Consider the following 26,321-nt stretch of genomic DNA (forward strand, 5'->3'; position numbering starts at 1 on the left):
AACCTCGGTCGGTATTTTTAAAGGGCAAATCATTCTTGCGACAGCGTCAACACTGCCAACCCGTCATTTATAGGATCAGCCGCGGGCAAACGCCACCGCCGCTTGGAACTGCTCCTGCGTCGGGCGCACGCCGGTGTACAACACAAACTGTTCCAGTGCCTGAATCGCGATCACTTCCAACCCCGTGATCACGCGTTTGCCTTCGTTGCGAGCATGCACGATCAGCGGGGTTTCCGAGGGGATAGCCACCACATCGAAAACCGTCTTGGCCTCTGCGATGGCGTCAGCGTCGAACGCCAGTTGATCGGCTTGCGGCCCCCCCGTCATGCCGATAGGCGTAACGTTGATCAGCATTTGCGCGCGCCGATCACCCAACTCAGGCTGCCACTCATACCCCAGCGACTCTGCCAGTGCCGATCCGGCGCGCTCATTGCGAGCCACGATCAAACCGTGGGAGTAGCCGCCATCGCGCAAGGCACTGGCGACGGCTTTGGCCATGCCGCCACTGCCGCGCATGACGAAGGTTGAGTCTTGGGGCACCTGATGAGTTTCAAGCAACTGAGCGATGGCGATGTAATCAGTGTTGTAGGCCTTGAGGTGGCCATTGGTATTGACGATGGTGTTGAGCGACTGAATCGCTGCGGCCGACGCGTCCAGCTCATCGACCAGTGCAATGCTGGCTTCCTTGAACGGCATCGACACACCGCAGCCACGTATGCCCAAGGCGCGTATCCCGCCAACAGCACCCGCCAGGTCCTGACTACTGAAAGCCTTGTAGTAAAAATTCAGCCCCAATTGTTCATAAAGATGATTGTGAAATCGCAGGCCAAAATTCCCTGGGCGCGCAGAGAGGGACATGCATAGCTGCGTATCTTTGTTGGGATTCATCTGCACCGCAAACTCCTTCAATTGCACTTTCAGATGGACGGGATTAGCCATTCCACCCTGTTCTGTCCGATCATGGCGAGGCGTCTGCACCGGATAACACGGGACGGTCAGGAGGCCGATACAGACCTTACACAAAATTTACCTAACGGCTGTGCAGTTTTTCAAAAAAACGCTGTCTTAGAAGTATCCCCGCGACAATCCTTGGGTCTATTGCAGACTCAAGCGCCGGGTCGAAGAACCGAGGAATTATCATGATCCGTAAACTCCCCACAGTAGTCTTGCTGATCGGCGCTCTTGCTATCGCAGGGCAGGCAGAAGCCCATGGCGGTGGCGGTAACTATTGGCAAGGTCCAGCGATATTTGGCGCTCTCGTTGGCTCGGCGATCGTCGGCTCGGCCATCATTAACAGCAACCGGCCGGTGTACGCCGAACAACCGGTTTATGTTCAGCCGCAGCCGGTGTATGTCCAACAACCGCCGCCGGTCTACTACCAACCAGCGCCGGTTTACGTACAACAGCCGGTTTATTACCGCCCGGCGCCGGTTTACTACGGTCCACCACGCGGCTATTACGGTCCTCCCCATGGTTACTATGGCGGCCCACGCTGGTAACAGAATCACCCGGCCTCGCCTCACCCGCGGGGCTTTTTTTGGCCGCCTGTCGGATGACAGTCTGAATAGACATCACCAAGGTCGCTGCAGGGACAGTCGTGGTGGATAAAGTAGGCATGATTGACGTGAGCGCCCATTTCTCATCTTGAGTAAAACGGTCATATTTTTGTCATGCAAGGCCCGCAAGCTTGGGCCTGTCCGCAAACAACAGGTTGATAACAACAAGGACGACCCATGCCCACACAGAACCCACACCGCAATGTCGGCTTGTGCACTTCCAGCAAGGTGTACAACGCGCTGACCGAACTTAAACACCTGGAAGGCCATCGGAGCGCCAAGTTTCTCTCGCTACTCGCGGAGAACCTGGTACGCAAAGGCGTGCTTAATGAACAGGAAGTGGTGCATATGCTCGATCTCGTCGTGGATTGAACGCCAGACTCGCTGGCGTCAATGATCACTATTGAGAATGTTAATTGTTGGTTTAGCAGTTCGGTCCGTAAGGTGGCTCCATTGTTTGATGGAGGTACTTATGTCCCAGGTTCAGATCATGTCCGTTATCGGGAGCGCCGTCCCCGCACCGCTCAGAGAGCTAGGATTGCTCGCCTGTTGGTATTTGGTGCAAGACGGCGAACCGATCAGCGGTCCGCTTACATCACTACCGGCCGCAGAGGCATTGTCACAACGCCTTGGCCACCTGAAGGCTTAAGGCAACTGAACGCGCGGCTTGGTCTCGATAAAAATCCCCCAGCTCGACATAAACAGCGCGGCGATCAACGGCCCGATCACAAACCCGTTCAGGCCAAAGATCGCCATCCCGCCCAAGGTCGAGATCAGGATCAGGTAATCCGGCATACGCGTGTCCTTGCCCACCAGAATCGGTCGCAGCACGTTGTCCACCAAGCCGATGACAAACACCCCGAACAACCCCAGCGCCACGCCCTGCCAGACCGAGCCAGTCAGCAGAAAGTACACCGCCACCGGCGCCCAGACGATCCCGGCACCCACCGCTGGCAACAAAGACAGAAACGCCATCAATACTGCCCAGAGCAACGCGCTGGGGATATCCAAAAACCAGAAAATCAAACCGCCTAATGCGCCCTGCGTGATCGCTACCAGCAGATTGCCTTTTACAGTGGCCCTTACGACGCGGTTGAACTTGAGCTGCAACCGGCGTTTTTGGTGCTCTTGCAATGGCACAGCGGTGCGAATTTTGCGCGCCAGATCAGCGCCGTCACGCAAAAAGAAAAATAGCAGATACAGCATGATGAAAAAGCTCACCACGAAGTCGAAAGTGACCTGGCCGACACTCACTGCCTGAGTCGCAAAAAACTGACTGCCCTGCATTACCCCCTTGACGATTTTTTCCTGCAAACCCTTCAACTCACCGACGCCAAAGCGATCCAGCAAATGCTGGAAGTAAGGCGGTAAACCGTGCTTGAACTGCGTCACAGACCCCGCGATGTCCAGCTCACCGCTTTCGACACTCTTGTACAACGTCGTCCCTTCCTGAACCAACAAGACGCTCAGAATGATGACCGGCAAAATCGCGATCACCACACAGATACCCAAGGTACACAGGGATGTCAGGTTGCGTTTCCAGCCGAATTTAAGTTGCAGCCGGCGCTGCATCGGCGCAAAGACAATGCCAAGGATGACGGCCCAGAACACCGCGCCGTAAAACGGCAGCAGAATCCAGATAAAGGCCAGGGTCACCGCCACCAGCAATACCAGCAGCGATTTATTTTGTAGTGTCGTTTCGTTCATGTCCGATCCATGTCAGTGCGCGGGGGCTGATTCGCACCCTCATGCTTAGTCCGCCACGGGTCGCGCGAGTGCCATCCGTTTGTGCATCAAGCATAGATCCAGATCAATAAACGCCGCGGACAAGGCGCTTACGCTGCCGGACTTTTGTGGTCGACGCCCCCATGCCCCTCATCGCTCCTGAATTACTCGCCCCCGCCGGCACCCTGAAAAATATGCGTTATGCCTTCGCCTACGGCGCCGATGCCGTGTATGCCGGGCAGCCGCGCTACAGCTTGCGGGTACGCAACAACGAATTCGATCACACCAACCTGGTCATTGGCATTAGCGAGGCCCAAGCGCAGGGCAAGCGATTTTACGTGGTGGTGAACATCGCGCCGCACAACGCCAAGCTGAAGACGTTTTTGAAAGACCTGGAGCCTGTCATCGCCATGGCCCCAGACGCATTAATCATGTCCGACCCCGGATTGATCATGCTGGTGCGCCGGCATTTCCCGCAGATGCCGATCCACCTGTCGGTGCAAGCCAACACCGTGAACTGGGCCAGCGTCGAGTTCTGGCAGCAACAAGGCGTGAGCCGGATCATCCTGTCCCGGGAACTGTCGCTTGAGGAAATCGCCGAAATACGCCAGCACGTGCCCGCCATGGAGCTGGAGGTGTTTGTCCACGGCGCGCTGTGCATGGCCTACTCCGGTCGCTGCCTGCTGTCCGGCTACATGAATAAACGCGACGCCAACCAGGGCAGTTGCACCAATGCCTGCCGCTGGAAGTACACGGCGCAAGAAGCCACGCAAAACCAGCTCGGTGAGATTGTTCAACAGCAACCGGCGGTGCCGACCCTCGGTATCGGTGCGCCGACCGATCAGGTTTTTCTGTTGCAAGAGGCCAATCGCCCGGACGAACTGATGCCGGCTTTCGAAGACGAACATGGCACCTACATCATGAATGCCAAGGACTTGCGCGCCGTGCAGCATGTTGAGCGCCTGACACACATAGGCGTGTCCTCGCTGAAAATCGAAGGCCGGACCAAATCCCACTTCTATTGCGCACGCACCACACAGGTGTATCGCCAGGCGATTGACGACGCCGTGGCCGGTCGCGAGTTCGACCGCAGCTTGATGACCGACCTGGAATCTTTGGCCCAACGCGGCTACACCGAAGGTTTCCTGCGTCGGCATGTGCATGACGAATACCAGAACTACCAAAACGGCAGTTCGGTGTCGGAACGTCAGCAGTTTGTCGGCGAGTTGACTGGCGAACGGCGTGATCAATTAGCGGAAGTGAAAGTGAAAAACCGCTTTGGCCTAGGCGATCATCTGGAACTGATGACGCCCCAAGGCAATGTCCACTTCGATCTGCATCAATTGCACAACGCCAAAGGCGAGATGATCCAGGTAGCGCCGGGGGATGGGCACACCGTGTACCTACCCATCCCCGACGCGGTGGACCTAAAGTACGGGTTATTGATGCGTGATATCAGCGAGAACTGAACCTCATCACCTGACACGCAACCCGCCCCACAGCAACTCGCCGGTACTCATGCAATCAGGGCCCAGGCGCTGAAAACCGATCACGGCTGTTACTCAGGTGCAACCACATCGCCGCCCGTGCAGCCTCCGGATCCTGACGTTTGATGGCGTTGAGAATCGCCTCATGCTCAAGATTGGCCAACTGCCCAAGCTTGCTCAGGTCCGTCGCACCGCGCTCGGCGGCGTTAACCCGTGTCCGGGGGATCATCGCACTGCCCAAGTGCTGCATGATTTCGGTGAAACACACATTGTCGGTGGCCTCGGCGATCAACAGATGGAAGCGTTTATCGGCCTCAACACAGCTGTCGTTGTTGGTCAGCAGGTTTTGATAGTCGTCCAGAGCGTCGCGCATGCTCGCCAGTTGCTGTGCCGTGCGACGTACCGCTGCCAGCGCCGCCGCCTGGGTTTCCAGGCCCATGCGTAACTCCAGAATGCTGCGCACCCCCAGCGCCGTATCGATGTTCAGCCGCAAGCCCTGCTCCGCCGCGCGCGCAATGACAAAGGTGCCGATGCCGTGGCGGGTTTCTACCAGCCCAGACGCCTGTAACTTTGAAATCGCCTCGCGCACCACGGTGCGACTGACCCCGTGTTCCTGAACAATCGTGTTCTCCGACGGCAGTTTGTCCCCCGGCAATATCTGGCCGAGCAGGATGCGCTGGGTCAGTTTGGCCACCAGGTCGTGCGCCAAGTTGTGACTGCGCTTGCGGGTGGGGGCTTGAAGGTCTTCTTGCATGGCGCTCATCCGAAAAACAGGGCTGCCGGGATCGTAGCACTGCCCGTGCCTGGAATCTCTGAAAACAGCGTCCAGCTTGTATGACAACAATGAGAAATAACGTTCAAGAAGATATTACCTGATCGAAAAAAATCCAAAAAACAACAAAAATAGTCTTTAAATAGCCGTTTCATTGAGCGTAAGCGCTTGCGATTCGAAAAAACCAAGTTGTATGATGTCTATCAACACGCAGCATCCAGCGATACCCCGCATAAAAATAACGAGTGGGAGAAAAGCAAGTGAATACATCCATATCCAGGATGGACGACGGCGACGATTCAGTCCTGAAATCCGCTATCTCAAAAGTTAAACGCCATGTCCTGCCGCTGTTCGTGATCATGTTCATCGTCAACTACATCGACCGCGTAAACATCGGCTTCGTCCGTGTCCACATGGAGCAGGATTTGGGCATTGGGGCTGCCGCCTACGGCCTCGGTGCCGGTCTGTTCTTCATTGGTTACGCGCTGTTCGAAGTCCCTTCCAACATCCTCCTGCAAAAAGTCGGCGCGCGAATCTGGCTGACCCGCATCATGCTGACCTGGGGCCTGGTGGCCGCCTGCATGGCCTTCATCCAGAACGAAAGCCACTTTTACATTCTGCGTTTTCTGCTCGGCGTGGCCGAGGCCGGTTTTTTTCCGGGCGTGATTTACTACTTCACGCGCTGGCTGCCCGGCGTTGAACGCGGCAAGGCGATTGCGATTTTTCTCAGCGGCTCGGCGGTTGCATCGCTGATCTCCGGTCCGCTGTCGGGGGTGCTACTGCAACTCAACGGCTTCGGGCTACACGGCTGGCAGTGGATGTATTTCATTGAGGGCATGTTCTCCGTGGGCCTGTGCGTATTCGTCTGGTTCTGGCTCGACTCCAACCCCCATGACGCTAACTGGCTCAGCCGCGAAGAACAGGATGCGCTGGTCAATGCTATCGACGCCGAACAACGGGCGCGCGAAGCCGCAACACCGATCAAACCGTCGCTGGGCAAACTGCTCAAGGATCGCCAGATCATCCTGTTCTGCCTGATCTACTTTTTCATCCAACTGACGATCTATGCCGCCACCTTCTGGCTGCCGAGCATCATCAAGAAAATGGGCGACCTCAGCGATATTCAGGTCGGGCTGTTCAATTCGATCCCGTGGCTGCTGTCGATTGTCGGCATGTACGCCTTCGCCGCGCTATCAGCCAAATGGAAACACCAGCAAGCCTGGGTCGCGGCAGCACTGTTGATCGCAGCGGCAGGGATGTTCATGTCCACCACCGGCGGACCGATCTTCGCCTTCGTCGCCATCTGCTTCGCCGCACTGGGTTTCAAATCAGCCTCATCGCTGTTCTGGCCAATTCCACAGGCTTACCTGGATGCACGCATCGCCGCTGGTGTCATCGCGCTGATCAACTCGGTGGGCAATCTCGGCGGCTTCGTTGCACCGACCACCTTCGGCCTTTTGGAAGAACGCACAGGTTCTATCCAGGGCGGACTCTATGGCTTGGCTGCAACGTCAATCATCGCCGCGATCATCGTTTTTGCCGCGCGCAACACACCGAAAGCGACGACCACAGTGGTCGTCAGCACCCCCACGCCAAACCATGCCTGACCTGGCTTTGAAGGATAAGAACATGCAAGCACAAGACGCTGCAAAGGCCCCGATCATCACCAGCATGCAAGTGGTTCCGGTGGCGGGTCATGACGGCATGCTACTGAACCTAAGCGGTGCCCACGGGCCGTTCTTCACGCGCAACATCGTGATCCTCAAGGACAACGCCGGCCACACCGGCGTCGGTGAAATACCCGGCGGCGAGCGCATTCGCCAGACACTGGAAGACGCCCGCAGCCTGGTTATCGGCAGCCCCATCGGCACCTACCAAAAGATCCTCAACCAAGTACGCAAGACGTTTGCCGATCGTGATGCTGGCGGGCGTGGCCTGCAAACCTTCGACCTGCGCATCACCATTCACGCCGTCACCGGCCTGGAAGCCGCCCTGCTCGACTTGCTCGGCCAACACTTGGGCGTCCCTGTGGCCGCACTGCTCGGCGAAGGTCAGCAGCGCGATGAAGTAAAAATGCTCGGTTACCTGTTTTATGTCGGTGATCGCCAGCAGACCGACCTTGCCTACCACAGTGAACCCGACGCCGATAATGACTGGTTTCGCGTGCGTCACGAAACCGCCATGAATGCCGACGCCGTGGTGCGCCTCGCGGTCGCAGCCCACGCCCGCTATGGCTTCAAGGATTTCAAACTCAAGGGCGGGGTACTGAGCGGAGACGAAGAAATCGAAGCCGTCACCGCCCTGGCCGAACGTTTCCCCGACGCCCGCATCACCCTAGATCCAAACGGTGCCTGGTCATTGCAAGAAGCCATACGGCTGTGCCGGGATCAGCATCATGTACTGGCTTACGCCGAAGACCCGTGTGGGGCTGAAAGCGGTTACTCCGGGCGCGAAGTCATGGCCGAATTCCGCCGTGCCACGGGCCTGAAAACCGCCACCAATATGATCGCCACCGACTGGCGGGAAATGGGCCATGCCATTCAGTTGCAATCGGTGGATATCCCCTTGGCCGACCCGCACTTCTGGACGATGCAGGGTTCGGTGCGCGTGGCGCAGATGTGCCATGAATGGGGCCTGACCTGGGGCTCGCACTCCAACAATCACTTCGACATTTCCCTGGCCATGTTCACCCACGTTGCTGCTGCCGCACCGGGTGAAATCACTGCCATCGACACCCATTGGATCTGGCAGGACGGCCAGCGCCTGACCCGCGCCCCGCTGCAAATCATTAGCGGCTGCGTGCAAGTGCCGAAAAAGCCAGGGCTGGGTGTCGAACTGGACATGGATCAGTTGGCCAAGGCCCATGAGCTGTACCGAAGCATGGGCCTGGGTGCGCGGGATGACAGCGTGGCCATGCAGTTTCTGATTCCTGGCTGGAAGTTCGACAACAAACGACCGTGCCTGGTGCGCTAGCCCACGCGTGCCGCGTGTTGTAACCAGCCCTTGAAGGTCGCCATCGCTGACGTTTCCGGGCGCGACTGTAAGCGGGTCAGCCAGTAACTGCCGGTAGTGATTTCGATGGCAAAAGGCTGCAGGATCGCCTCCTCCGCCAGTTGCCGGGCGAACATCAACGGCGGCGCCAAAGCAACACCGGCACCTTGCAGTGCCGCCTCCATCATCGTCAGCGACGAGTCAAAGATGATGCTGCGTGGCGGCGCGGCTTGGGTAGCAAGACCGGCAGCCTGAAACCACTCGGGCCATTCGTCCGTGCGATAAGAGCGCAGCAGCGTTTGCTGCAACACATCCGCTGGTGTCCGCAACTGTCGAGCAATCTCGGGGACACAGAGTACCGACAGCGGCGCGTAGATCAGTTTTGATGCTTCAATACCATGCCATGCCCCGGCGCCAAAGCGGATCGCGTAATCCAGTCCTTCGGCGGCCACATCTACCCGGTTGTTGTTGGTCGACAAGCGTAAATCTATGAACGGATGTTTCGCCTGAAAGTCTGCCAGTCGCGGCAACAGCCAGCCCACTGCAAATGTGCCCACCGCGCCCACCGTTAATACTTCACGAAAATGCCCGCCTTCAAAACGCTCAAGGGTATCGGCGATACGGTCAAAGGACTCGCGCAACACCGGCAGTAAGGTTTCGCCCTCGCTAGTCAGCATCAGGCCGCGGGGCAAGCGTTTGAACAGCGTTACGTTAAGCTGAATCTCAAGGCCTTTGACCTGATGGCTGACCGCCGCTTGCGTCACGCACAGCTCTACCGCCGCACGCGTAAAACTCAAGTGACGCGCTGAAGCCTCGAAGGCACGCAGTGCATTAAGCGGTAACTGAGGCCGAATCATGCCTTACCCCTAATTTTTCTAATGGCTAATCTGAAATATTGTCGGTTGCCGATCAACCGCGGACTGCCTAAATTTAGCGCGCCGCTTACCGGCCCACTTGTAAAAAACACCAGCAGTTTAACGGGTGGAAAACTGAACACGAACGAACTTGAAGTAATGACGGACAAAAAAACATGACCAGACTCAATATTATCGGGGCTTTAATCGCCACACTCGCTGCTGGACCGTGCATTGCACAAGGCCAAACCGACGCGCAAATTCAACGTATTGTCGACGCTGCCATCCAGCCCGTGATGCAGCAGCAAGGTATTCCCGGCGTTGCGATCGCCGTGACCGTCAACGGCACACCGCATTACTTTAACTACGGTTTGGCCTCCAGGGAAAACCAACAAGCGGTCACCTCTGACACCTTGTTTGAAATCGGCTCAGTGAGCAAAACCTTCACGGCCACCCTCGCCGCTTACGCTCAGGCGACCGGCAAACTGTCGCTGTCGGACAAGGCCAGCCAGCTCCTGCCGACCTTGCGCGGCAGCGCATTCGACACCATCAGCGTGCTGCAATTGGGCACCTACACCGCCGGCGGCCTGCCGTTGCAGTTCCCCGACGCGGCAGATCATCCAGACAAGATGCTCGCCTACTTCAAACAGTGGAAACCCACCTACGCCGCCGGCACCCACCGACTCTACTCGAACCCCAGCCTTGGGCTATTCGGCTATCTGGCAGCTCACAGCATGGGCGCGCCGTTTGATCAATTAATGGAAAAAACCCTGTTGCCAAAACTCGGTTTGCAGCACACCTACTTCAAGGTGCCGCAGGACCAGATGGGCCTTTATGCCCAGGGTTACAACAAGGACGACCAACCCGTGCGGGTAGGACCGGGTGCGTTGGATGCGGAGGCATACGGTGTGAAAACCAGTGCCTCGGACATGATTCGCTACGTTCAGGCGAACATGAAACCAGGCAAACTGGAAAAGCCGTTGCAGCAAGCCATTGCCTCAACGCACACCGGCTATTACACCGTCGGCGACATGACACAGGGCCTGGGCTGGGAACGCTACACCTACCCAATCACCCTCGATAAATTGCTCAGTGGTAACTCCACCCCCATGGCAATGGAGGCGCATACCGTTCAATGGCTGAGCCCGCCGCAACCTGAGCCCAAGAGTGTGCTGATCAACAAAACCGGTTCGACCAGCGGCTTCGGCACCTATGTCGCGTTCGTGCCAGCCCGAGACATCGGCATCGTCATCATGGCCAACAAAAACTACCCGAACTCAGATCGAGTGAAAGTGGCTCATCAGATATTGAGTGCCCTGGCTCAATAGCCAGCTCACTGCCAGGCGAAGGTGACCGCTACGGCGCAGGGGACTTCGCATACCCTCTGCGCGCAGCAGCCCGGAGACCGACGCAGAGAGCGAGAGAGTCGATCTCTTGAACTAGGCTAAGGGCCGCGCAGTCATCCCTTTTACCTTCCTTCTAGAGTGAGCCCCCTCATGAACATCGACCTGTCCGGCAAAATCGCCCTTGTCACCGGTTCCACCCAAGGCATTGGCCTGGCCATCGCTAAAGGCCTGGCCCTGTCGGGTGCCGAAGTCGTGATCAATGGCCGCAAGCAAGAGGCGGTAGACGCCGCTGTCACCCAACTCCAGCATTTGCTCCCCTCTGCCAGCGTGCGCGGTATCGCCGCCGATGTCGGTTCAGCCAAGGGTTGCGATGAGATGATCGCCGCCCTGCCCCAAGTCGATATTCTGGTGAACAACGTCGGCATCTATGGTCCGCAGGATTTTTTCGCCACTGAAGACGAGGTCTGGGAGAAGTTCTTCGAGGTCAATGTGATGTCCGGCGTCCGGTTATCCAGGGCGTATCTGCCAGGCATGGCAAAAAATGGCTGGGGGCGAGTGGTGTTCATTTCGTCCGAGTCGGCACTGAATATTCCGGCTGACATGATTCACTACGGTTTTACCAAGACCTCTAATCTGTCGATTTCCCGAGGCTTGGCCAAGCGCATGGCCGGCACGGGGGTAACGGTGAATGCGATTCTGCCAGGGCCAACCCTGTCCGAAGGACTGCAAGGCATGCTTAAAGATGAACAACAAAAATCTGGCGAGCCGATGGAAAAAGTCGCGGCGGAGTTTGTGATGAAAAACCGGCCCAGCTCAATCATTCAGCGGGCGGCGAGCATGGAAGAAGTGGCCAATATGGTGGTGTATGTGGCGTCGCCTCAAGCGTCCGCCACCACCGGCGCGGCATTGCGGGTGGATGGCGGGGTGGTGGACACGATTGCATAACTTGCACCGCGAGTGTCATGCCGCAAGCAGACGCATGACACCTACGACTGCGAGCTTCAATCAGTCATCCGGCTGCTCCAACGGTTTGGCAGGCTTGGCCGGTTTACCGGGTTTTGCAGTTTTTGCGCCCTTGACTGGTGCAGCGTCAGGGGCAGGTGGTGGCGTCGGTGCGGCGGCCTCTTTCTCGGCCATTGGCATTTGGTCGACGGCGTCAAAAATAGCCTTGGGCTCGATCGGCCCCAGATGTTCCATCTTCTTCTCGCCGTCCTTACCCACCAGAATCACCTTGGTTTCAGCGCTCACGCCGAGCTTGAGCTGACGGATCAGCGCCATGGTCGTCTGGGCGTCCAGGTCTTTGCCCTCACGCTGGCCCATCAGGTTGACCACGGTATACAACACCATGTTGCGCTGCTTGAAGCCGTCGCGATTGGCCGGCTCGTCCAGCGCTTTTTTGAGTTTGACCAACGTGGGGTCGATGCTGCTGGACGCGACAATAATCAACGGCCGAGATTTGCCCAACTCGGGTGCCAGGGGTGAGTCGCCATCAGCGGCGAACAGTGGGCCGGCGAAAGCCAGCAGAGTAGCCAGGGTCAAAGACCTTATGAGCATGCGCATCTCCTTTTGATATCCACGCTCTAATGATTGCGCATCGCGGCGATCGTTCCGGGTGACGATCCGCGAATATGTTTCGCGTTGCCCAAAGCTTAGGTCAGCGCCGGCATTGCGCAACAGACGCCAAAGGATTGTGAGCGGCATTTGATTACGTTTGATGACGGCTTCATGGCGGCGCACAACGCCGCCTGAGCCGAGTCAGGTCTTCACGGCTCCCCCGACAAATGCCGGAATGGAAAAAGTGAACACACTGCCCACCCCCGGTTCGCTGTCTGCCCACAACTCGCCGCCATGGGCCTGTACGATGCTGCGGCAGATGTACAAACCCAAGCCGCTGCCATTGGGGTTGCCTTCGCGCACCGACCAGTAGCGCTCGAAGATGTGGGGCAATTGCGCGGCGTGGATACCGCTGCCATTGTCGCGCACCGAAATCAGCACCTTGTCGTCCACTTGCCAGGCATTGAGGTCGATACACCCGCCAGGCGGGGTGAATTTGATCGCATTGCCCAACAAGTTCGACAACACCTGGAACAGCCGTTGCGGATCGGCGTCGATGCACAGGCCGGCGGCGCTGGTACAACTGAGTGCGATGTCCTTGTGCGAGGTCAGGGTCACCAGCAACGCGCACGTCTGCTCAAGCAACTCGACGATATCCAGCGGCTTGCAGTCGAGTGGGTAATGACCGGCATCCAGCTTCGATTTGTCCAGCAGATCGGCAATCAGCGTGTTCATCCGCGCCGAGGCTTCTTCCATGGTGCCCAGCGCGGCACTCAGACGCGGGGAGTTTTTACCTTCGTCCCGAGAGACCAAGCGCTGCATCATCCCGCACTGCATGATGATAATGGTCATCGGGTTACGCAGGTCATGGGACACCACGGCCACCAACTCATCACGCACGCGCACCGCTTCATGTTCTCGGCGCACCTGACGGTCCAGGTCACCTTCAATCGCTGAACGCCGTAACTCCTTCGCCGCGTAGGCATCGGCGGCGCTCCATGTCCGCGACCGGCCCTCCACCTGCTGCTCCCACGCCGCGAACGATTTGCGCGGTTGCAAGCGGTTACTGGCATCACCAGGCGCGCTGAAATGTTCGTCGGGATTACCACTCCACCGCATGCTGGAGCGCAGTTGCGCGCCAAACCACATGACAGCATTGTCCACGGGCTTGGGCAGCACGAAGGCCAGCAGCCCGCTGGCGACATCGCTGTAGAGCGCACTGACGCCGTGCAGACCTTGCAAATGGTCGGTCAGCAACAGCTCGCCGCTCTCCAGACACTGCTCTCTAACCCATAGATACAGTGCCCGCACCTGCTCTTGGGTCGGACATTCGCCGATCAATTGCAGACGGTCCTCAATCAGCACGGCCACCCCGGTGGCGCCGGTCACGGCCAGCAATTGCTTTGAATGATCGACCAGCCCGACCAGCACATCCTTTTCAGCCACGCGCATCGCCAGCGCCAGTTCACTGATCAGCTGGGACTTTTCCTCGCGCTCTGCCTGACGGTCACGCGTGTGCAGTGCGGTGATTTGCACGCTGAGTAGTTGAGCGATCGCGGCACACATCGTGCGCACCGGGTGGCTGACCAGCAACGACTCGGGATGCGCGCAGGTAATCAGGCCCCAGAGTTGGTCGTTCTCCAGCAGAGAAAGACTCATGGAGGCACGCACGCCCATGTTTTCAAGGTACTGGCAATGCACTGGCGAAACGCTGCGCAACATTGAAAAACCAAGGTCCAGCGCCTGTCCGGTATCTGGGCGTAACACCGGGAGGATAGGCACCGGCACATAACGCGCATCGGGAATCACCCGAATCCAGTTCAGTCGATACAGCTCCCGCGCCTGGAGCGGAATGTCCGAGGCGGGGAAACACTGGCCCAGATAACCTGGCAACTGACCGCCCAGCGCCTCGCCGATGACCTGCCCATGCCCTTGAGGTTCGAAGCGGTAAATCATCACGCGATCAAACCCGGTCAGGTGGCGGATCTCTTCGACACTCACGGCATACAAGTCTTGCAGGGTCGTGGCCGCCTGCATCCGCCGCAGGGTTCGCAGCAGAATGGCGGTGTTGTCCTGAACCGGTTCGAGCAACGGCTCCAACTCAAGGATGATCACGGCGTCGTGGCGGCTGAGCGATCCATGCCAGCGCCGGGCGTCGATTTCCAACACCAGCGGGTTGGCGTCTTCCAGGTCCTTGAGCGATAACGCGTGATGCACCTGCTCGGCCACCGCGGCGCCCGTCAGCGTCGTCAACGGTTGCTGTAGCAACGCGGCGACCGACTGACCGAACATCGACACACAGTTGCTGCTGATCTGGTTGATGGTCAACGCCGGTCCGATCAAGGTCAGCAGCACGCCGTGAGGCTGGATCGATCCTGGAATGCGGATCGGTTCACTGGCGCACTGGGCGAGTGCCGTCTCCAGTTGTGCCTCGCTAAGGCGGATCACTTCAGGACTCCGCACTGTTCAAGCCAGCTTTCGAACGCCTTGAAGGTCGTCTCGGCAGCGCGTACCGATGTCGCACGCTCGACAGGGTCGCGGACTTCATACAGGCAAGCCAGAAAGCCACGCCACATCAGTACGGTGCCAGCGCCGTAAACCGCGAAATAGCGACCGCCCTTGTACTCGTCGATATCCAGGCGCGAATACACGCGGTTGCGCAGAATTTGTCCCCCCAGCGTCGCGCCTTCAAGGACGTACAAAACGCCCAGCACCTGGGCAATGGAGTTTGCCTGAAGGGCAAACCGGCACAGGGGGATCGCGTCGATGGCTGCTGCGTCCAGGCCCAGTGCGTAAAGGTCTGCTTCAAGGGAAGGGGTTTTGCTGCGCATCAACCAGTCCAGGTCCGGGACGGTCATCGCCACGTGAGACAGCAGGTTCTCCAACGGGCGATGAAAACCGTAATAGGCTTTGATCAACCGGGTATAGAGGTCCAGATCAGCCGTAAAAAACGGGATACGTTTCTCCAGTGCCTGATGCTGCTGGGTCGTGGCCGTGCGCAGCTCACTGAGAATCAGCGGCAGGCTCTTGGGCGGGGCGTTCAAGACCGGGTGTCGAGGCAATACCCGGTTTCGTGGATCTGAAACTCTGCGATGTCGATTAGCGGGTACACGTGCCACCTCTTCCTTGTCGTTCGCGGAGGGAATGCCGACAGGTCATTCGCAGGCGAATGAAAGGATGGCTTGGCACCGTAGCATCTATGGGATGACAGAAGTGGTTTGTTTTGAAAGCGTTTCTGCAGCAACGATCTGACTGATGGCTCGCAAACAGCCTGTGGCGAGCGGTTCAGAAGGCGAGTTTGTAGCCGATCAACACTAGCATCGTCGCCAGGCACGGTCGCAACAATTCGTCAGAGAGGCGCCCGGTCAGGTGACTGCCCAACCAGATCCCCGGCAACGAGCCGATCAACAGGAAACCCAGCACGTGCCAGTCCATGTTGCCCATGCTCGCGTGCCCAAGGCCCGCGACCAGGGTCAGCGGCACGGCATGGGCGATTTCCGTGCCCACCAGTCGGCGAGTGGGCAGCAGCGGATAGAGAATAAACAGCGCCACCGTGCCCAATGCGCCGGCGCCGATGGACGTGAGCGCAACCATTGTGCCGAGGATCAGACCGGTGACGACGGTCAGCACGTTCAGGCGTGTACCGCTGGGGTTGTAATTGCCACCGGCGCGCTTGTGGGCAAAATCGAGCAGGCGCTTCTTGAAGAAAATCGCCAGGGCCGTGGCAAACAACACGTAACCCAAGGCTTGCTTGATGATCGCGTTCATTGCCTCGGGCGCGGTGTGCAGGCTGCTCAGAAACCACAGCGTCATCATCACCGCCGGCACACTGCCGAGGGTCAACCAGCCGGTAATCGCCCAGTCGATGTTCTTGTTCTTACGGTGTACCAGCACACCGCTGGACTTGGTGATGGCCGCGTACAGCAAATCCGTGCCCACGGCCGTCGCCGGATTGACCCCGAACCACAACAAAATGGGCGTCATCAACGAACCGCCGCCGACGCCGGTCATCCCGACGATAAAGCCGACTACCAACCCTGCAACGACCAACCCGAGATTACCGAATTCCATTAACACGCCCACAAAAACGCATGAAAAAACTGGCCCGCAGCATAGCGATTTTTCTTATAACTACTTATATCAATGCGGTCTATCGTTATGCCCCGACCCGCAAACGCCGTTCCAGGTCAATGCTACCGGCGACCGGGTTTAAAACTGTAACGGCCGTTAACCCAAACCGTAACCAACGCGATCAGCGACAACCCCAGCAGTGCCCACGGAAATGACATCACCCCGGCCTGAGCCAGCAACACACCGCCAAACACCCCTCCGCCGGCGATAGCCACGTTCCAAGAGGTGGTGAGCATGGCCTGCACCACATCGACGTGCTCACCCGCTGAGTCAGCCGCCGCCGTCAGCAGCAGCGTCGCCGAGCCACCGAAGGACAGTCCCCACACCGCCATGCAGGCGTAAATCACCCACGGTGAAGTCGTGGCCAGCGCCAGCACCAACGCGGTCAGGGCAAACACCGCCAGGCAAACTAACGTCAACCGGCGCAACCAGCGATCCACCAGCACGCCGATAATCCAGATCCCCAGCAGAGAACTGAGACCGAACACCAGCAGCACCAAGTCCACCCGCTCGCCCAATCCGGACTGCATGAGGAATGGCGCTATGTAGGTGTAGAGGATGTTGTGCCCCAGCATCCAGGTCAGTACGACAAACAGTACCGGGCGCACGCCCGGCATGCAGAACACTTTGCGCAACGGCAGGCGTTCAGTGTCCGTCTGCCCTGGCCGGTCCGGCACGGCCATGACGATCCACGCCGCCAGCACCAGCGCCAAGGCCGACATGATGCCGAACGAGGCACGCCAGCCCATCACGTTACCCAGCCACGTCCCCGCCGGAGTACCGAGGGACAACGCGACCGGCGTGCCGAGCATCGCGATGGCCAGCGCTCGACCTTGCAGGGACCCCGGCACCAGCCGCCGCGCATAACCGGCCATGATGCCCCACGACAACCCTGCCGCCATGCCCGCCAGGAAGCGCGATACCAGGGTCAGCCCGTAATGGGTAGAGAACGTGGTAACGGTGTTAAACAGCAAAAAACCACCGACAGTTATCAGTAACACCCGACGCCGAGGCCAGCCCCGGGTGGCGACGGTGAGGGGTATGGCGGCGACAATCGAACCCAGCGCATAGAGCGTCACCAACTGTCCGGCCAGCACTTCACTGACGTTCAGCCCCGCGCCGATTTGAGGCAGCAGGCCTGCGGGCAGGGTTTCGGTGAGGATCGCAATGAAACCGGTCATGGCGAAAGCCAACAACGCGGCGTAAGGCAGTTTCTCCGAGCGCGTACTGCGCTCCAGCGACCCGTGGTGGGCGGTGGCGTGGTCAGTCATGTCGGTGACGCTCCTTACTGTCGATAGCGGTGGCGATTGTATACAAAAAACACGCCACCTTAATCGAATCACGACACCGAACTGCGCGTTCAAAATGCGTCGGGGTTACACGTCATCCACAGGATGAGCCGGGTCTACCCGATCTATTTTAGTAATACTTTTACTTGATGAATCCGAACAATAAGCTATAAATCCAGCTTGATTCGTTTATTTAGTATGACTAATAGAGTTTTTACAGCGTCTGCTGTCGGACGTCAGTACCCCCTGAAAAAAACAAGAAAAGGAAACCCCAGTCATGTTTAATTCCCGTTATCGACTGCTTGGCTTAGGACTGTCCCTGATGATTGCTACCGCTTCTGCCCACGCCAGTGGCCTGTCCAGCGAACACAAAGCCTTTGGAAAAACCAGTGACGGCAAGCCCGTCGAGCAATACATCTTGCGCAACAGCCATGGCCTGCAAGCCACCGTCATTACCTATGGCGCTACCCTGCAATCGCTCAAGGTGCCGGATAAAAACGGCAAGGTTGAAGACGTGGTCCTTGGTTTCGATGATGTGAAGGGTTACCAGCACGGCACGGCCTACTTTGGTGCGACCATCGGCCGCTTCGGCAATCGGCTGGCCAACGGCGCCTTCGAACTGGACGGCAAGCGTTATCACGTTCCGCTTAACGATGGCGTTAACTCACTGCACGGTGGGCCTCGGGGGTTCGATAAACACTTGTGGAAGGCCGAAGCCAGCCAAGGCAGCGATTCGGTGGGCGTGACCCTGACTTACGTCTCCCCGGACGGTGAAATGGGGTTCCCCGGCACGCTGAAAACCGAGGTGACTTACAGCCTCAACGAGAAAAACGAGCTGCGCATCGATTACAAGGCCAGCACCGACAAAGCGACGGTACTGAACCTGACCAACCACAGTTACTTCAACCTTGCCGGCGCCGGTAATGGCGATGTGCTGGGGCAGATCGCAACCTTGCACGCCGACCATTACACTCCGGTCAACAGCACACTCATCCCGACCGGTGAGCTGACGCCCGTGGCCAATACGCCGATGGACTTCACCCAGCCAACCGCCATTGGCAAAAACATCAAGGCCGACCACCCACAACTTAAATTCGCCGAGCCAAAACAGGGCGGTTTTGATTTCAACTGGGTCCTCAATGCTCAGGGTGACCCGGGCCAACTCGCCGCCGACGTGTTTGATCCGACGTCAGGTCGTCGCCTAAAGCTCTACACCACCGAACCCGGCCTGCAGTTTTACACCAGCAACTTCCTTGATGGCACGGTCAAGGGCAAGGCTGGTAAAACCTATCGGCATTGGGGCGCGTTCACCCTGGAAACCCAACACTATCCGGACGCGCCTAATCAGCCGGGCTTCCCCTCGACGCGCCTGGACCCCGGTAAAACCTACACCCAGAGCACCGTGTTGAAGTTCTCGGCGCAGTAAAATTGATCGTTGCCGTGGTGCGACCGACTGAACCTCTGCGCTATGGTGATGCCCATTGAAGGAGTGATCGACTCTTGAATGGGAGGTTTGCATGCGTACCCTCGAACTGGCCGGCGTTCACGTACCGGTCATCGGCCAAGGCACCTGGCGTATGGGCGAAGACCGCTCGGCACGCAAACGAGAGGTGACGGCACTGCGCCAAGGCATTGACCTGGGTATGACACTGATCGACACCGCTGAAATGTACGCCGAAGGCGGTGCAGAGGAGATCGTGGGCGAAGCCATTGCAGGCCAGCGCGACCAGGTGTTCTTGGTCAGCAAGGTTTACCCACACAACGCCAGCCGCAAAGGCATCCCTCAAGCGTGCGAGCGCAGCCTGCGGCGGCTGGACACTGACTACATCGATTTATACCTGCTGCACTGGCGCGGCCAGTATCCCCTTGAAGAAACCGTCGACGCCTTCGAGCGCCTGCGCGAAGACGGCAAGATTGGCCGCTGGGGAGTGTCCAATTTCGACGTCGATGACCTTCAGGCTCTGGGGCACCCGGCCTGCGCCGCCAACCAAGTGCTCTACAACCTGGAAGAACGTGGCATCGAATTCGAATTATTGCCAACGTGCCAACAACATCACCTGCCGTTGATGGCCTACTGTCCCATTGGCCAGGGTGGGCCTATGCTGGTCCACTCGACGCTGAAGCACGTGGCCGCCCGTCATGGGGTCACCCCAGCTCAAGTGTCTCTGGCATGGATTCTGCGTCAGGACGGTGTGATCGCCATCCCCAAAGCAGTCAGCCCCGAGCATGTGCAGCTCAATGCACGCGCCGCGCAATTACAGCTGGAGGCTGGAGATCTGGAGGCGCTGGACCACGCGTTTGAGGCGCCACAATGCAAGCAGCGCCTGGCTATGGTCTGAGCCACCCGCAGCCTGTCGGAGGGCTTGGGCATGCGAAGTACCGATTCGCGCGACACCTTCAACCTGCAACGCTTTATCCCGGCGCAGGATCCCGTGTTCGAATGGGTTCAGGAGGAATTGCGCGCTGGCCACAAACGCCGGCACTGGATGTGGTTCATTTTTCCGCAGTTGGCCGGGCTTGGCGGCAGCGAAATGTCCCGCTATTTCGCGATTGGCAGCGTCGAAGAAGCCACGGCCTACCTTGCGCACCCATTACTGGGCGCACGGCTGCGAACGTGTACCCAACTGGTTCTCAACACACGCCAGCGCTCGATTGCCGAAATTTTCGGCCACCCCGACGACCTCAAATTTTATTCTTCGATGACCTTGTTCGCTCTGGTCGCCAGCGCCGGCAGCGATTTTCACCTGGCACTAAAGCGGTACTTCCATGGCATTCCCGATGACACAACGCTGTCACTGTTGGACTCAAAACAAGCCCAACTGCCCCCCAATCAGCGTTGAAAAATCGTCATCGACAAAGGGCAGGATCCCATCCGCAACCGGCTGTAATTGCCGCGTTACGTAGTGATCGTAGTCGATCGGCGCGCTGCGAATTTCCAGTGGCTCGGGCCCGGCGACAGTGATCACGTAGCTGATCCAGCCGCCGTTCTGGTATTGCTGTGGCCGACCCTGCCGAGCGTTGTAGTCGTCCGCCATGCGTGCCGCCCGCACATGCGGCGGCACGTTACGCTCATAGTCATCGAGCGCTCGGCGCAGGCGCTTGCGGTAGATCAAACGGTCGTCGAATTCCCCGGCGAGCGTTTTTCGCACGTAGTCGCGAACATAGTCCTGATAGGGTTTGCGGTGGAAAATCCGGGAGTACAACTCCTGCTGAAACTGCCTGGCCAACAGCGACCAGTCAGTGCGCACGGTTTCCAGGCCCTTGTAAACCATTTCATCGCTGCCATCGGGGCGGATGACCAGCCCCGCATAACGCTTCTTGCTGCCCTCCTCGGCGCCGCGAATGGTCGGCATCAGAAAGCGTGTGTAGTGGGTTTCGAACTGTAACTGCAACGCACTTTCCAGCCCGTATACCTGCTGCACATGCTCGCGCCACCACTGGTTGACGTTTTCCACCAGGGCGTGACCAATCTGCGCGGCCTCTTGCTGACCATGCGCGCGGCGCAGCCAGACGAAAGTCGAGTCGGTGTCGCCGTAAATCACCGCATGGCCCTGGTCTTCGATCAGTTGTCGGGTGCGCAGCATGATCTCGTGTCCGCGCAGCGTTATGGATGACGCCAGGCGTGTATCAAAGAAACGACAACCGCTGGAACCGAGCACGCCGTAGAAGGCGTTCATGATGATTTTCAAGGCTTGCGACAACGGTGCATTGTGTTCGCGCTTGGCCGTTTCCCGGCCCTCGGCGACCCGCGCGACGATGGCCGGCAAGCAATGCTGAGTACGCGAAAACCGCGCCCCACGAAAGCCTGGCACCGACTCGCTGTCGTCAGGGTGTTTGAGCCCTTCAATCAGCCCCACCGGGTCGATCAGGAACGTGCGAATGATCGACGGATAGAGACTTTTGTAATCAAGCACCAACACCGACTCATAGAGCCCCGGTTGCGAGTCCATGACAAAACCACCGGGACTGGCTTGCGGTGGTTTACCGCCGAGATTCGGCGCGACGAAGCCTTTACGGTGCATCAACGGCATGTACAGGTGGGTGAACGCCGCCACCGAACCACCGCTGCGATCTGCCGGCAAACCGGTGACGCTGGCCCGCTCCAGCAGGAAGGTCAGCAGTTGCGTCTTGGCGAAAATACGCGTTACCAGTTCGCAGTCCTTGAGGTTGTACCTGGCCAGGGCCGGTTTGTCCTCGGCAAACAGCCGGTTGATTTCGTCCATGCGCTGGTAAGGCGTGCTGATTGCCTTACCTTCACCCAGCAAGGTTTGCGCAACGTTTTCCAGGCTGAACGAGGGAAAACTCCAGGTTGCCGAGCGCAGCGACTCGATGCCGTCGATGATCAGTCGGCCGGCGGCCGAGGCAAAATAATGGTTGCGGCTACCGTGTTCGCGCCACTGCATTTCTTCACCGCCACGCCCCAGTTGCAGCGGCACCCCCAGGCGTCGGGCGTGCTCATGCAGGACGCGCATATCAAATTGCACAACGTTCCAGCCGATGATTGCGTCCGGGTCATGGCGGGCGAACCATTCATTGAGTTTTTTCAGCAGCAGGGTTCGGGAGTCGCAATACTCCAGCTGGAAATCCACCGCGCTGTCGTCACCGTTTGGCGGGCCTAGCATGTACACCTGGCGCTCACCACAACCTTCCAGCGCGATGGAATACAACTCGCCCTGGGCGGTGGTTTCGATGTCCAGAGACACCAGACGCAGGGATGGCCGGTAGTGCGCATCGGGTTTCATTTGCGCATCGAGCAGCAGGCCGTCAGCGCCGGGCGTGCCGCCAAACAGCACCGGCGCCGTGATAAAACGCTCCATCATGTAGCGCTCCGGTGGGCGCACGTCGGCTTCAAACATCTCGACGCAGGCCTTGCGCAGCGCGGTCTCCAGACGCATCAACTGACCGTGTTGCTGGCAATACAGACCGAGCACCGGGCGGTGCTCGAAATCCAGCAACGCCAGAGGCCGTAGCTCGACATTCTTTTCGCCGCGCAGCACGTTTTCGGCCTGCTCGCGTTGCGCGGCCGGGATAAACGCCACCGACGGTTGATGCGGCAGGCGGATGCGCTGGGGACCCGTCTCGGTCGCCAGCCAGAACTCGACTTCGGTGCCGGCTGCGGTATCGCGCCAATGCCGTGTAAGGACGAAGCCCTGCTGTAAATCCACCACTGCAACCTCAAGATTTGACTCAACGGGCGATTCTACGCGTCATCGACCGCGATAGCGCCCACGGCACCGATTGAGCGGGCGCGCGAAGTGCCTGCGGCGATGCATCGGCCACGGCGGCGTGGCTTTTATCAAAGAAAAACCATTGAATGACGTTATTTGTGTGCTATCGAGCGCTTTCGCGCTTGCTCTGAACGCTCGCGTCTACGATTCTTCAAGAACAACGATAAAACCGAGAAGCCACCATGAAAACCGTCGCCCAACTGCTTAAGTTAAAGGCCAATGAAAATCAGCAAGTGCATACCATCTCGCCCCATCAAATGGTGCTGGAAGCACTGATGGTCATGGCTGCAAAGAACGTCGGTGCGTTACCGGTCGTGGAGAATGGCGAAGTCGTGGGCATCATCAGCGAGCGTGACTACGCGCGCAAACTGGTGCTCAAAGGCCGCTCCTCGGTCGGCACGCCGGTCAGCGAGATCATGGTGTCGCCGGTGATCACCGTCGGTACTCACCAAACCGTCGAAACCTGCATGGGCATCATGTCCGACAAACGCCTGCGCCATTTGCCGGTGGTGGAAAACGGCCAGTTACTGGGTTTGCTGTCGATTGGTGACCTGGTCAAAGAATCGATTGCCGAACAGGCAGAGCTGATTCGCCAATTGGAACAGTACATTCGCGGCGAATGATCCCAGGCCATCGGTGGGAGCCAGCATGCCAGCTCCCACCGATGGCTTACTGCGTGCCTAGGTCGGCCAATGCCGAGCGAAGACCGGCGCCAGCGTCGGATGCCGGTCGATGCGCTCAAGCCAGGCGAAAAAACCGGGTCGGGCGGTACGCAGATGCTCGCGACTGCCCGACCAGCGCGTGACCACCGCCGCCAGCAAATCCAGCGCCCTCGGCGTCTCGTCGCCCAGATACAACTCGCTGGAAAATTGATCGGCAAAGACTTCCCAACTCCAGTGCAGGCGCGCGCTCGCACCGGCCATAAGGTTTTCCCTCGACGATTCATCCGCCTTGGCTAGCCAGCGCTCGGGGTAATCGATGATGCCGATGGCCGCATAACAATTACTGACGATGTACGCCAGGCCACGAATGGCCTGATCGCGCTCGGCGGGACTTTTGGGGAGCAAACCGGACTGCGGAAATTGCAGGCCCAAGTGAATCAGAATCGCCGCACTCTCGGTCAGGCTACTGCCATCCGGTAATTGCAGGGTCGGTATCTGTCTCAGCGGGTTGAGTGTTTGCAACGCGTGCGCCGCCTCGGCCGAGGCGTCCACATCGATGAAGCGGTAAGGAATCTCACAAAGCTCCAGGGCCGCTTCGATGGCCGCCGCACCCGAGTCCTTCTGTCCATAGAGCTGGTACATATCAGCGCCTCCTGATGAGAAGAAATAGTGGCCTGTTGAAGCACGCTCGCACTAAACAGAGTGGCCCCTTCGCGCTCAGCAAACCGATGTATAAATTTTCTTACCTGCGTATCGACTTTGGCACGCTTTTCCCATGCACCTGCAGCTTGCGAAACCATAACCTCGCAAAACAGCGCTTACGGTGCCCACCCCGCACCAAGAGCAATCATCGGACGCTATCCGCGTTCTTGTAAGGTGCGATGCCGAATCAAAAGTTCGTGTATCCGGGCTGGCAATAAGGAAATCACCGCGTGAAGGTTCAAACACTATCAAGGCCTGTTCTGGCCAGCCATTGTACTTTTATACACTACCGCCCCAACGTGTCTCTTGGCAGCGCCCGTCTGTGGGCTCGCGCCAGCCCTCTTCGACATTACTTTATTACCTGACCAACACTACGGCGTTGCGCGGTGGCGCGATGAAACTCGCCCCGCGCGCAGTGCTATTTATTTTTTAAATAATACTCCTCACATTCTGGCGCGCCACAGGCGTAATCAACGACCACCAAAAAGTGTCGGACAATAACCAGTCAATATTATTTATTAGTGATCATCTGTAGACAGCAGTTAGTTTCAACGAACGCACCAAAAGTGTTCTCGAACCTTTAACGACGCTCGTGACCGCCGCCCGGTTTTATTTGCACAACAATAAGGAACATTCCCTGTGATTAGCTAAAACACTGATGCGCACCAAATCAATTCATGACGCACTGTTTGGTGCCATGAATAAATGGCCAGGAGCCGCTGTATTCCGCTAACTATCGGAATACAGCGACCGGCATGACTCGCCCCTGAAAAAGTAACGCACTCAGGGGTGACCGGTCGGTCATTGCCAGCCACAAACCCAGCGACCGGTAAAACTTATATAAATGCGACATGGGTACCGAGACTGAAATATCCACACTATATAAAGCGCAGATTTGGCACACCGGTTGCTAAGCAATTATTACGTAACAAACATGAGACACCGTCGACACATCGACCACTCTCGCCCCATAAAAGATTCACCAGGGACACGGTAATGAACACACGAAGTCGATTGCATTAAGCCACTAGCCTGCAGCAGCCAACTCAATAGATAGTTTAACTATCGGCTTCTGCACACCCTTGAAAAAGTTGAAATAAAACACTCGAACATTGCGCCAATGTTCGGACGGCACCTTATTGCCCTTCATCTACCCGAGGGAGCTTTAATGAACGATGCGGTAAAACATAGAACCCTGCCGGGGTCGCTACGGGATGATCCGATTGCGCCGGCGTCGAGTGGTCTTTCCTTTAAAACCAACACCTCTAGACCCGGAGGATTGAGCAAGCAGCAGGTACTGTTGCTGATCGCGGTATCGGCGCTGATACACGGGGGGGCCTGGTGGTTTTTCCAACAAGCCAAGGCTGAACCGCTGCCCACCCCGCCGCAGATTCCGGAGATGACCGTCGAACTCACCAGCCCGACGCCTCCCGCGCCGCCCACCCCGGAACCGCCACCACCGCCACCGCCACCGCCGGAACCCGAACAACCGGTGGAGGATGAGGACGCGCTTAAGCCGCCGCCCAAACCGGTGGAGAAACCCAAGCCTATCGAAAAGCCGAAACCGGTTGAGAAACCGAAACCGGTGAAGAAGGTCGAGCCGCCGAAAGCTGCGCCAGCGCCCGCCCAACCGGCAGCGCCCGCCACGCCCTCGACGCCCAGCGCCCCCCGCGCCCGCCGCCGCCCCTGGGCCAGTGAAAGAGTCGGCAGCCATTTCCGGCCTGGCCAGTCTCGGTAATCCGCCGCCGGAATACCCGTCCCTGGCTTTGCGCCGGAGCTGGGAAGGCACGGTAGTGCTGCGTATTCAGGTGCTGGCCAACGGTCGCGCCGGGGCGGTAACGGTCACCAAATCCAGCGGTAAACCGCAACTGGACGAAGCGGCAGTCGCGGCAGTGAAGGCCTGGAAGTTTATTCCAGCCAAACGCGGCGACACGCCAATCGACGGCTTCGCCACCCAAACCATCGATTTCAAGTTGCCGCAGTAGCGGCGCAACGAACTGAACTCATCACTGATTAATGCAAGC

The 26,321-nt window shown here is 58.3% G+C and carries 22 protein-coding genes and 1 pseudogene; 12 read left to right on the forward strand and 11 right to left on the reverse strand.

Annotated elements, in window-relative coordinates; genetic code table 11:
* Nucleotides 1–75: 75 nt before the first annotated feature.
* Nucleotides 76–894, reverse strand: a complete 819-nt coding sequence (locus tag RHM68_RS16135; RefSeq protein WP_322223817.1) for a shikimate 5-dehydrogenase — start codon at nucleotides 892–894, stop codon at nucleotides 76–78.
* A gap of 245 nt (nucleotides 895–1,139) precedes the next feature.
* On the opposite strand from RHM68_RS16135, the gene RHM68_RS16140 reads away from it, so the two are divergent.
* The gene (locus RHM68_RS16140) at nucleotides 1,140–1,499 is read left to right on the forward strand and encodes a hypothetical protein (protein ID WP_322216508.1); all 360 of its coding nucleotides are present in this window, start codon (nucleotides 1,140–1,142) and stop codon (nucleotides 1,497–1,499) included.
* A 234-nt stretch (nucleotides 1,500–1,733) separates the two neighbouring features.
* On the forward strand, nucleotides 1,734–1,928 hold the full coding sequence (locus RHM68_RS16145) for a hypothetical protein (protein ID WP_322216511.1): 195 nt from the start codon (nucleotides 1,734–1,736) through the stop codon (nucleotides 1,926–1,928).
* Nucleotides 1,929–2,201: 273 nt separating this feature from the next.
* Here RHM68_RS16145 and RHM68_RS16150 read toward each other — a convergent pair whose 3' ends face one another.
* A complete protein-coding gene (locus RHM68_RS16150) occupies nucleotides 2,202–3,263 on the reverse strand; it encodes an AI-2E family transporter (protein ID WP_322216513.1) in 1,062 nt (353 codons plus the stop codon).
* 161 nt (nucleotides 3,264–3,424) lie between these two features.
* On the opposite strand from RHM68_RS16150, the gene yegQ reads away from it, so the two are divergent.
* The gene (yegQ, locus tag RHM68_RS16155) at nucleotides 3,425–4,750 is read left to right on the forward strand and encodes a tRNA 5-hydroxyuridine modification protein YegQ (protein ID WP_322216515.1); all 1,326 of its coding nucleotides are present in this window, start codon (nucleotides 3,425–3,427) and stop codon (nucleotides 4,748–4,750) included.
* 55 nt (nucleotides 4,751–4,805) lie between these two features.
* Here the strand turns inward: yegQ and RHM68_RS16160 are convergent, their stop codons facing one another.
* Entirely contained in the window at nucleotides 4,806–5,522 is a 717-nt protein-coding gene (locus RHM68_RS16160; protein ID WP_322216518.1) for a FadR/GntR family transcriptional regulator, read from the reverse strand.
* Between the two features lie 278 nt (nucleotides 5,523–5,800).
* Here RHM68_RS16160 and RHM68_RS16165 point away from each other — a divergent pair, with 278 nt between their 5' ends.
* Both RHM68_RS16165 and gudD read left to right on the forward strand, forming a co-directional pair.
* The gene (locus tag RHM68_RS16165; protein ID WP_322216520.1) at nucleotides 5,801–7,147 is read left to right on the forward strand and encodes an MFS transporter; all 1,347 of its coding nucleotides are present in this window, start codon (nucleotides 5,801–5,803) and stop codon (nucleotides 7,145–7,147) included.
* Nucleotides 7,148–7,169: 22 nt separating this feature from the next.
* Nucleotides 7,170–8,513 carry a glucarate dehydratase gene (gudD, locus tag RHM68_RS16170; protein ID WP_322216522.1) on the forward strand — a complete coding sequence of 448 codons (1,344 nt, stop codon included), beginning with the start codon at nucleotides 7,170–7,172 and terminating at the stop codon, nucleotides 8,511–8,513.
* Here gudD and RHM68_RS16175 read toward each other — a convergent pair.
* Entirely contained in the window at nucleotides 8,510–9,388 is an 879-nt protein-coding gene (locus RHM68_RS16175; protein ID WP_322216525.1) for a LysR family transcriptional regulator, read from the reverse strand. The two genes, gudD and RHM68_RS16175, sit on opposite strands and share 4 nt — an antisense overlap.
* Nucleotides 9,389–9,561: 173 nt before the next feature.
* On the opposite strand from RHM68_RS16175, the gene ampC reads away from it, so the two are divergent.
* Together ampC and RHM68_RS16185 are read left to right on the forward strand one after the other, a co-directional pair.
* The gene (ampC, locus tag RHM68_RS16180) at nucleotides 9,562–10,713 is read left to right on the forward strand and encodes a class C beta-lactamase (RefSeq protein WP_322216527.1); all 1,152 of its coding nucleotides are present in this window, start codon (nucleotides 9,562–9,564) and stop codon (nucleotides 10,711–10,713) included.
* Between the two features lie 168 nt (nucleotides 10,714–10,881).
* Nucleotides 10,882–11,676 carry an SDR family oxidoreductase gene (locus tag RHM68_RS16185; RefSeq protein ID WP_322216530.1) on the forward strand — a complete coding sequence of 265 codons (795 nt, stop codon included), beginning with the start codon at nucleotides 10,882–10,884 and terminating at the stop codon, nucleotides 11,674–11,676.
* 60 nt (nucleotides 11,677–11,736) lie between these two features.
* Here RHM68_RS16185 and RHM68_RS16190 read toward each other — a convergent pair whose 3' ends face one another.
* The 5 genes from RHM68_RS16190 to RHM68_RS16210 form a co-directional block, all read right to left on the reverse strand.
* Nucleotides 11,737–12,285 carry a DUF4174 domain-containing protein gene (locus tag RHM68_RS16190; RefSeq protein WP_322216533.1) on the reverse strand — a complete coding sequence of 183 codons (549 nt, stop codon included), beginning with the start codon at nucleotides 12,283–12,285 and terminating at the stop codon, nucleotides 11,737–11,739.
* Nucleotides 12,286–12,486: 201 nt separating this feature from the next.
* On the reverse strand, nucleotides 12,487–14,733 hold the full coding sequence (locus RHM68_RS16195; RefSeq protein WP_322216535.1) for an ATP-binding protein: 2,247 nt from the start codon (nucleotides 14,731–14,733) through the stop codon (nucleotides 12,487–12,489).
* Nucleotides 14,730–15,329: a biliverdin-producing heme oxygenase gene (locus tag RHM68_RS16200; protein WP_322216537.1), complete on the reverse strand. Its 600-nt coding sequence runs from the start codon at nucleotides 15,327–15,329 to the stop codon at nucleotides 14,730–14,732. The genes RHM68_RS16195 and RHM68_RS16200 overlap by 4 nt, the downstream gene beginning before the upstream one ends.
* A 241-nt stretch (nucleotides 15,330–15,570) precedes the next feature.
* The gene (locus RHM68_RS16205) at nucleotides 15,571–16,356 is read right to left on the reverse strand and encodes a sulfite exporter TauE/SafE family protein (RefSeq protein ID WP_322216539.1); all 786 of its coding nucleotides are present in this window, start codon (nucleotides 16,354–16,356) and stop codon (nucleotides 15,571–15,573) included.
* Between the two features lie 122 nt (nucleotides 16,357–16,478).
* Nucleotides 16,479–17,687: an MFS transporter gene (locus RHM68_RS16210; RefSeq protein ID WP_322216542.1), complete on the reverse strand. Its 1,209-nt coding sequence runs from the start codon at nucleotides 17,685–17,687 to the stop codon at nucleotides 16,479–16,481.
* Between the two features lie 295 nt (nucleotides 17,688–17,982).
* On the opposite strand from RHM68_RS16210, the gene RHM68_RS16215 reads away from it, so the two are divergent.
* The 3 genes from RHM68_RS16215 to RHM68_RS16225 all read left to right on the forward strand — a co-directional run bounded on the left by RHM68_RS16215 (nucleotide 17,983) and on the right by RHM68_RS16225 (nucleotide 20,545).
* Nucleotides 17,983–19,131, forward strand: a complete 1,149-nt coding sequence (locus RHM68_RS16215) for an aldose epimerase family protein (RefSeq protein WP_322216544.1) — start codon at nucleotides 17,983–17,985, stop codon at nucleotides 19,129–19,131.
* Nucleotides 19,132–19,222: 91 nt separating this feature from the next.
* The gene (locus tag RHM68_RS16220) at nucleotides 19,223–20,044 is read left to right on the forward strand and encodes an aldo/keto reductase (RefSeq protein WP_322216546.1); all 822 of its coding nucleotides are present in this window, start codon (nucleotides 19,223–19,225) and stop codon (nucleotides 20,042–20,044) included.
* A gap of 30 nt (nucleotides 20,045–20,074) precedes the next feature.
* A complete protein-coding gene (locus RHM68_RS16225; RefSeq protein WP_322216548.1) occupies nucleotides 20,075–20,545 on the forward strand; it encodes a DUF1810 domain-containing protein in 471 nt (156 codons plus the stop codon).
* Here the strand turns inward: RHM68_RS16225 and RHM68_RS16230 are convergent.
* Nucleotides 20,510–22,870, reverse strand: a complete 2,361-nt coding sequence (locus tag RHM68_RS16230; RefSeq protein WP_322216551.1) for a DNA polymerase II — start codon at nucleotides 22,868–22,870, stop codon at nucleotides 20,510–20,512. The genes RHM68_RS16225 and RHM68_RS16230 overlap by 36 nt on opposite strands.
* Before the next feature lie 245 nt (nucleotides 22,871–23,115).
* Here RHM68_RS16230 and RHM68_RS16235 point away from each other — a divergent pair, with 245 nt between their 5' ends.
* Nucleotides 23,116–23,556 (forward strand): CBS domain-containing protein, encoded by a 441-nt coding sequence (locus RHM68_RS16235; RefSeq protein WP_322216554.1) that lies wholly within the window; start codon nucleotides 23,116–23,118, stop codon nucleotides 23,554–23,556.
* A 57-nt stretch (nucleotides 23,557–23,613) separates the two neighbouring features.
* Here the strand turns inward: RHM68_RS16235 and RHM68_RS16240 are convergent, their stop codons facing one another.
* Nucleotides 23,614–24,237, reverse strand: a complete 624-nt coding sequence (locus RHM68_RS16240; RefSeq protein WP_322216556.1) for a glutathione S-transferase — start codon at nucleotides 24,235–24,237, stop codon at nucleotides 23,614–23,616.
* 1,228 nt (nucleotides 24,238–25,465) lie between these two features.
* On the opposite strand from RHM68_RS16240, the pseudogene RHM68_RS16245 reads away from it, so the two are divergent.
* Nucleotides 25,466–26,282 (forward strand): annotated as a pseudogene (locus tag RHM68_RS16245) (energy transducer TonB).
* Nucleotides 26,283–26,321 lie beyond the last annotated feature (39 nt).

It is taken from the genome of Pseudomonas sp. DC1.2 (assembly GCF_034351645.1).
GTDB lineage: Bacteria > Pseudomonadota > Gammaproteobacteria > Pseudomonadales > Pseudomonadaceae > Aquipseudomonas.

What these genes read in the sequence shown, in the direction of transcription:
- RHM68_RS16140 (WP_322216508.1), top strand. Translation starts at nt 1,140, where the DNA reads ATGATCCGTAAACTCCCCACAGTAGTCTTGCTGATCGGCGCTCTTGCT.
- RHM68_RS16145 (WP_322216511.1), top strand. Translation starts at nt 1,734, where the DNA reads ATGCCCACACAGAACCCACACCGCAATGTCGGCTTGTGCACTTCCAGC.
- RHM68_RS16150 (WP_322216513.1), bottom strand. Translation starts at nt 3,263, where the DNA reads ATGAACGAAACGACACTACAAAATAAATCGCTGCTGGTATTGCTGGTG.
- yegQ (WP_322216515.1), top strand. Translation starts at nt 3,425, where the DNA reads ATGCCCCTCATCGCTCCTGAATTACTCGCCCCCGCCGGCACCCTGAAA.
- RHM68_RS16160 (WP_322216518.1), bottom strand. Translation starts at nt 5,522, where the DNA reads ATGCAAGAAGACCTTCAAGCCCCCACCCGCAAGCGCAGTCACAACTTG.
- gudD (WP_322216522.1), top strand. Translation starts at nt 7,170, where the DNA reads ATGCAAGCACAAGACGCTGCAAAGGCCCCGATCATCACCAGCATGCAA.
- RHM68_RS16175 (WP_322216525.1), bottom strand. Translation starts at nt 9,388, where the DNA reads ATGATTCGGCCTCAGTTACCGCTTAATGCACTGCGTGCCTTCGAGGCT.
- ampC (WP_322216527.1), top strand. Translation starts at nt 9,562, where the DNA reads ATGACCAGACTCAATATTATCGGGGCTTTAATCGCCACACTCGCTGCT.
- RHM68_RS16185 (WP_322216530.1), top strand. Translation starts at nt 10,882, where the DNA reads ATGAACATCGACCTGTCCGGCAAAATCGCCCTTGTCACCGGTTCCACC.
- RHM68_RS16190 (WP_322216533.1), bottom strand. Translation starts at nt 12,285, where the DNA reads ATGCTCATAAGGTCTTTGACCCTGGCTACTCTGCTGGCTTTCGCCGGC.
- RHM68_RS16205 (WP_322216539.1), bottom strand. Translation starts at nt 16,356, where the DNA reads ATGGAATTCGGTAATCTCGGGTTGGTCGTTGCAGGGTTGGTAGTCGGC.
- RHM68_RS16210 (WP_322216542.1), bottom strand. Translation starts at nt 17,687, where the DNA reads ATGACTGACCACGCCACCGCCCACCACGGGTCGCTGGAGCGCAGTACG.
- RHM68_RS16215 (WP_322216544.1), top strand. Translation starts at nt 17,983, where the DNA reads ATGTTTAATTCCCGTTATCGACTGCTTGGCTTAGGACTGTCCCTGATG.
- RHM68_RS16220 (WP_322216546.1), top strand. Translation starts at nt 19,223, where the DNA reads ATGCGTACCCTCGAACTGGCCGGCGTTCACGTACCGGTCATCGGCCAA.
- RHM68_RS16225 (WP_322216548.1), top strand. Translation starts at nt 20,075, where the DNA reads ATGCGAAGTACCGATTCGCGCGACACCTTCAACCTGCAACGCTTTATC.
- RHM68_RS16235 (WP_322216554.1), top strand. Translation starts at nt 23,116, where the DNA reads ATGAAAACCGTCGCCCAACTGCTTAAGTTAAAGGCCAATGAAAATCAG.
- RHM68_RS16240 (WP_322216556.1), bottom strand. Translation starts at nt 24,237, where the DNA reads ATGTACCAGCTCTATGGACAGAAGGACTCGGGTGCGGCGGCCATCGAA.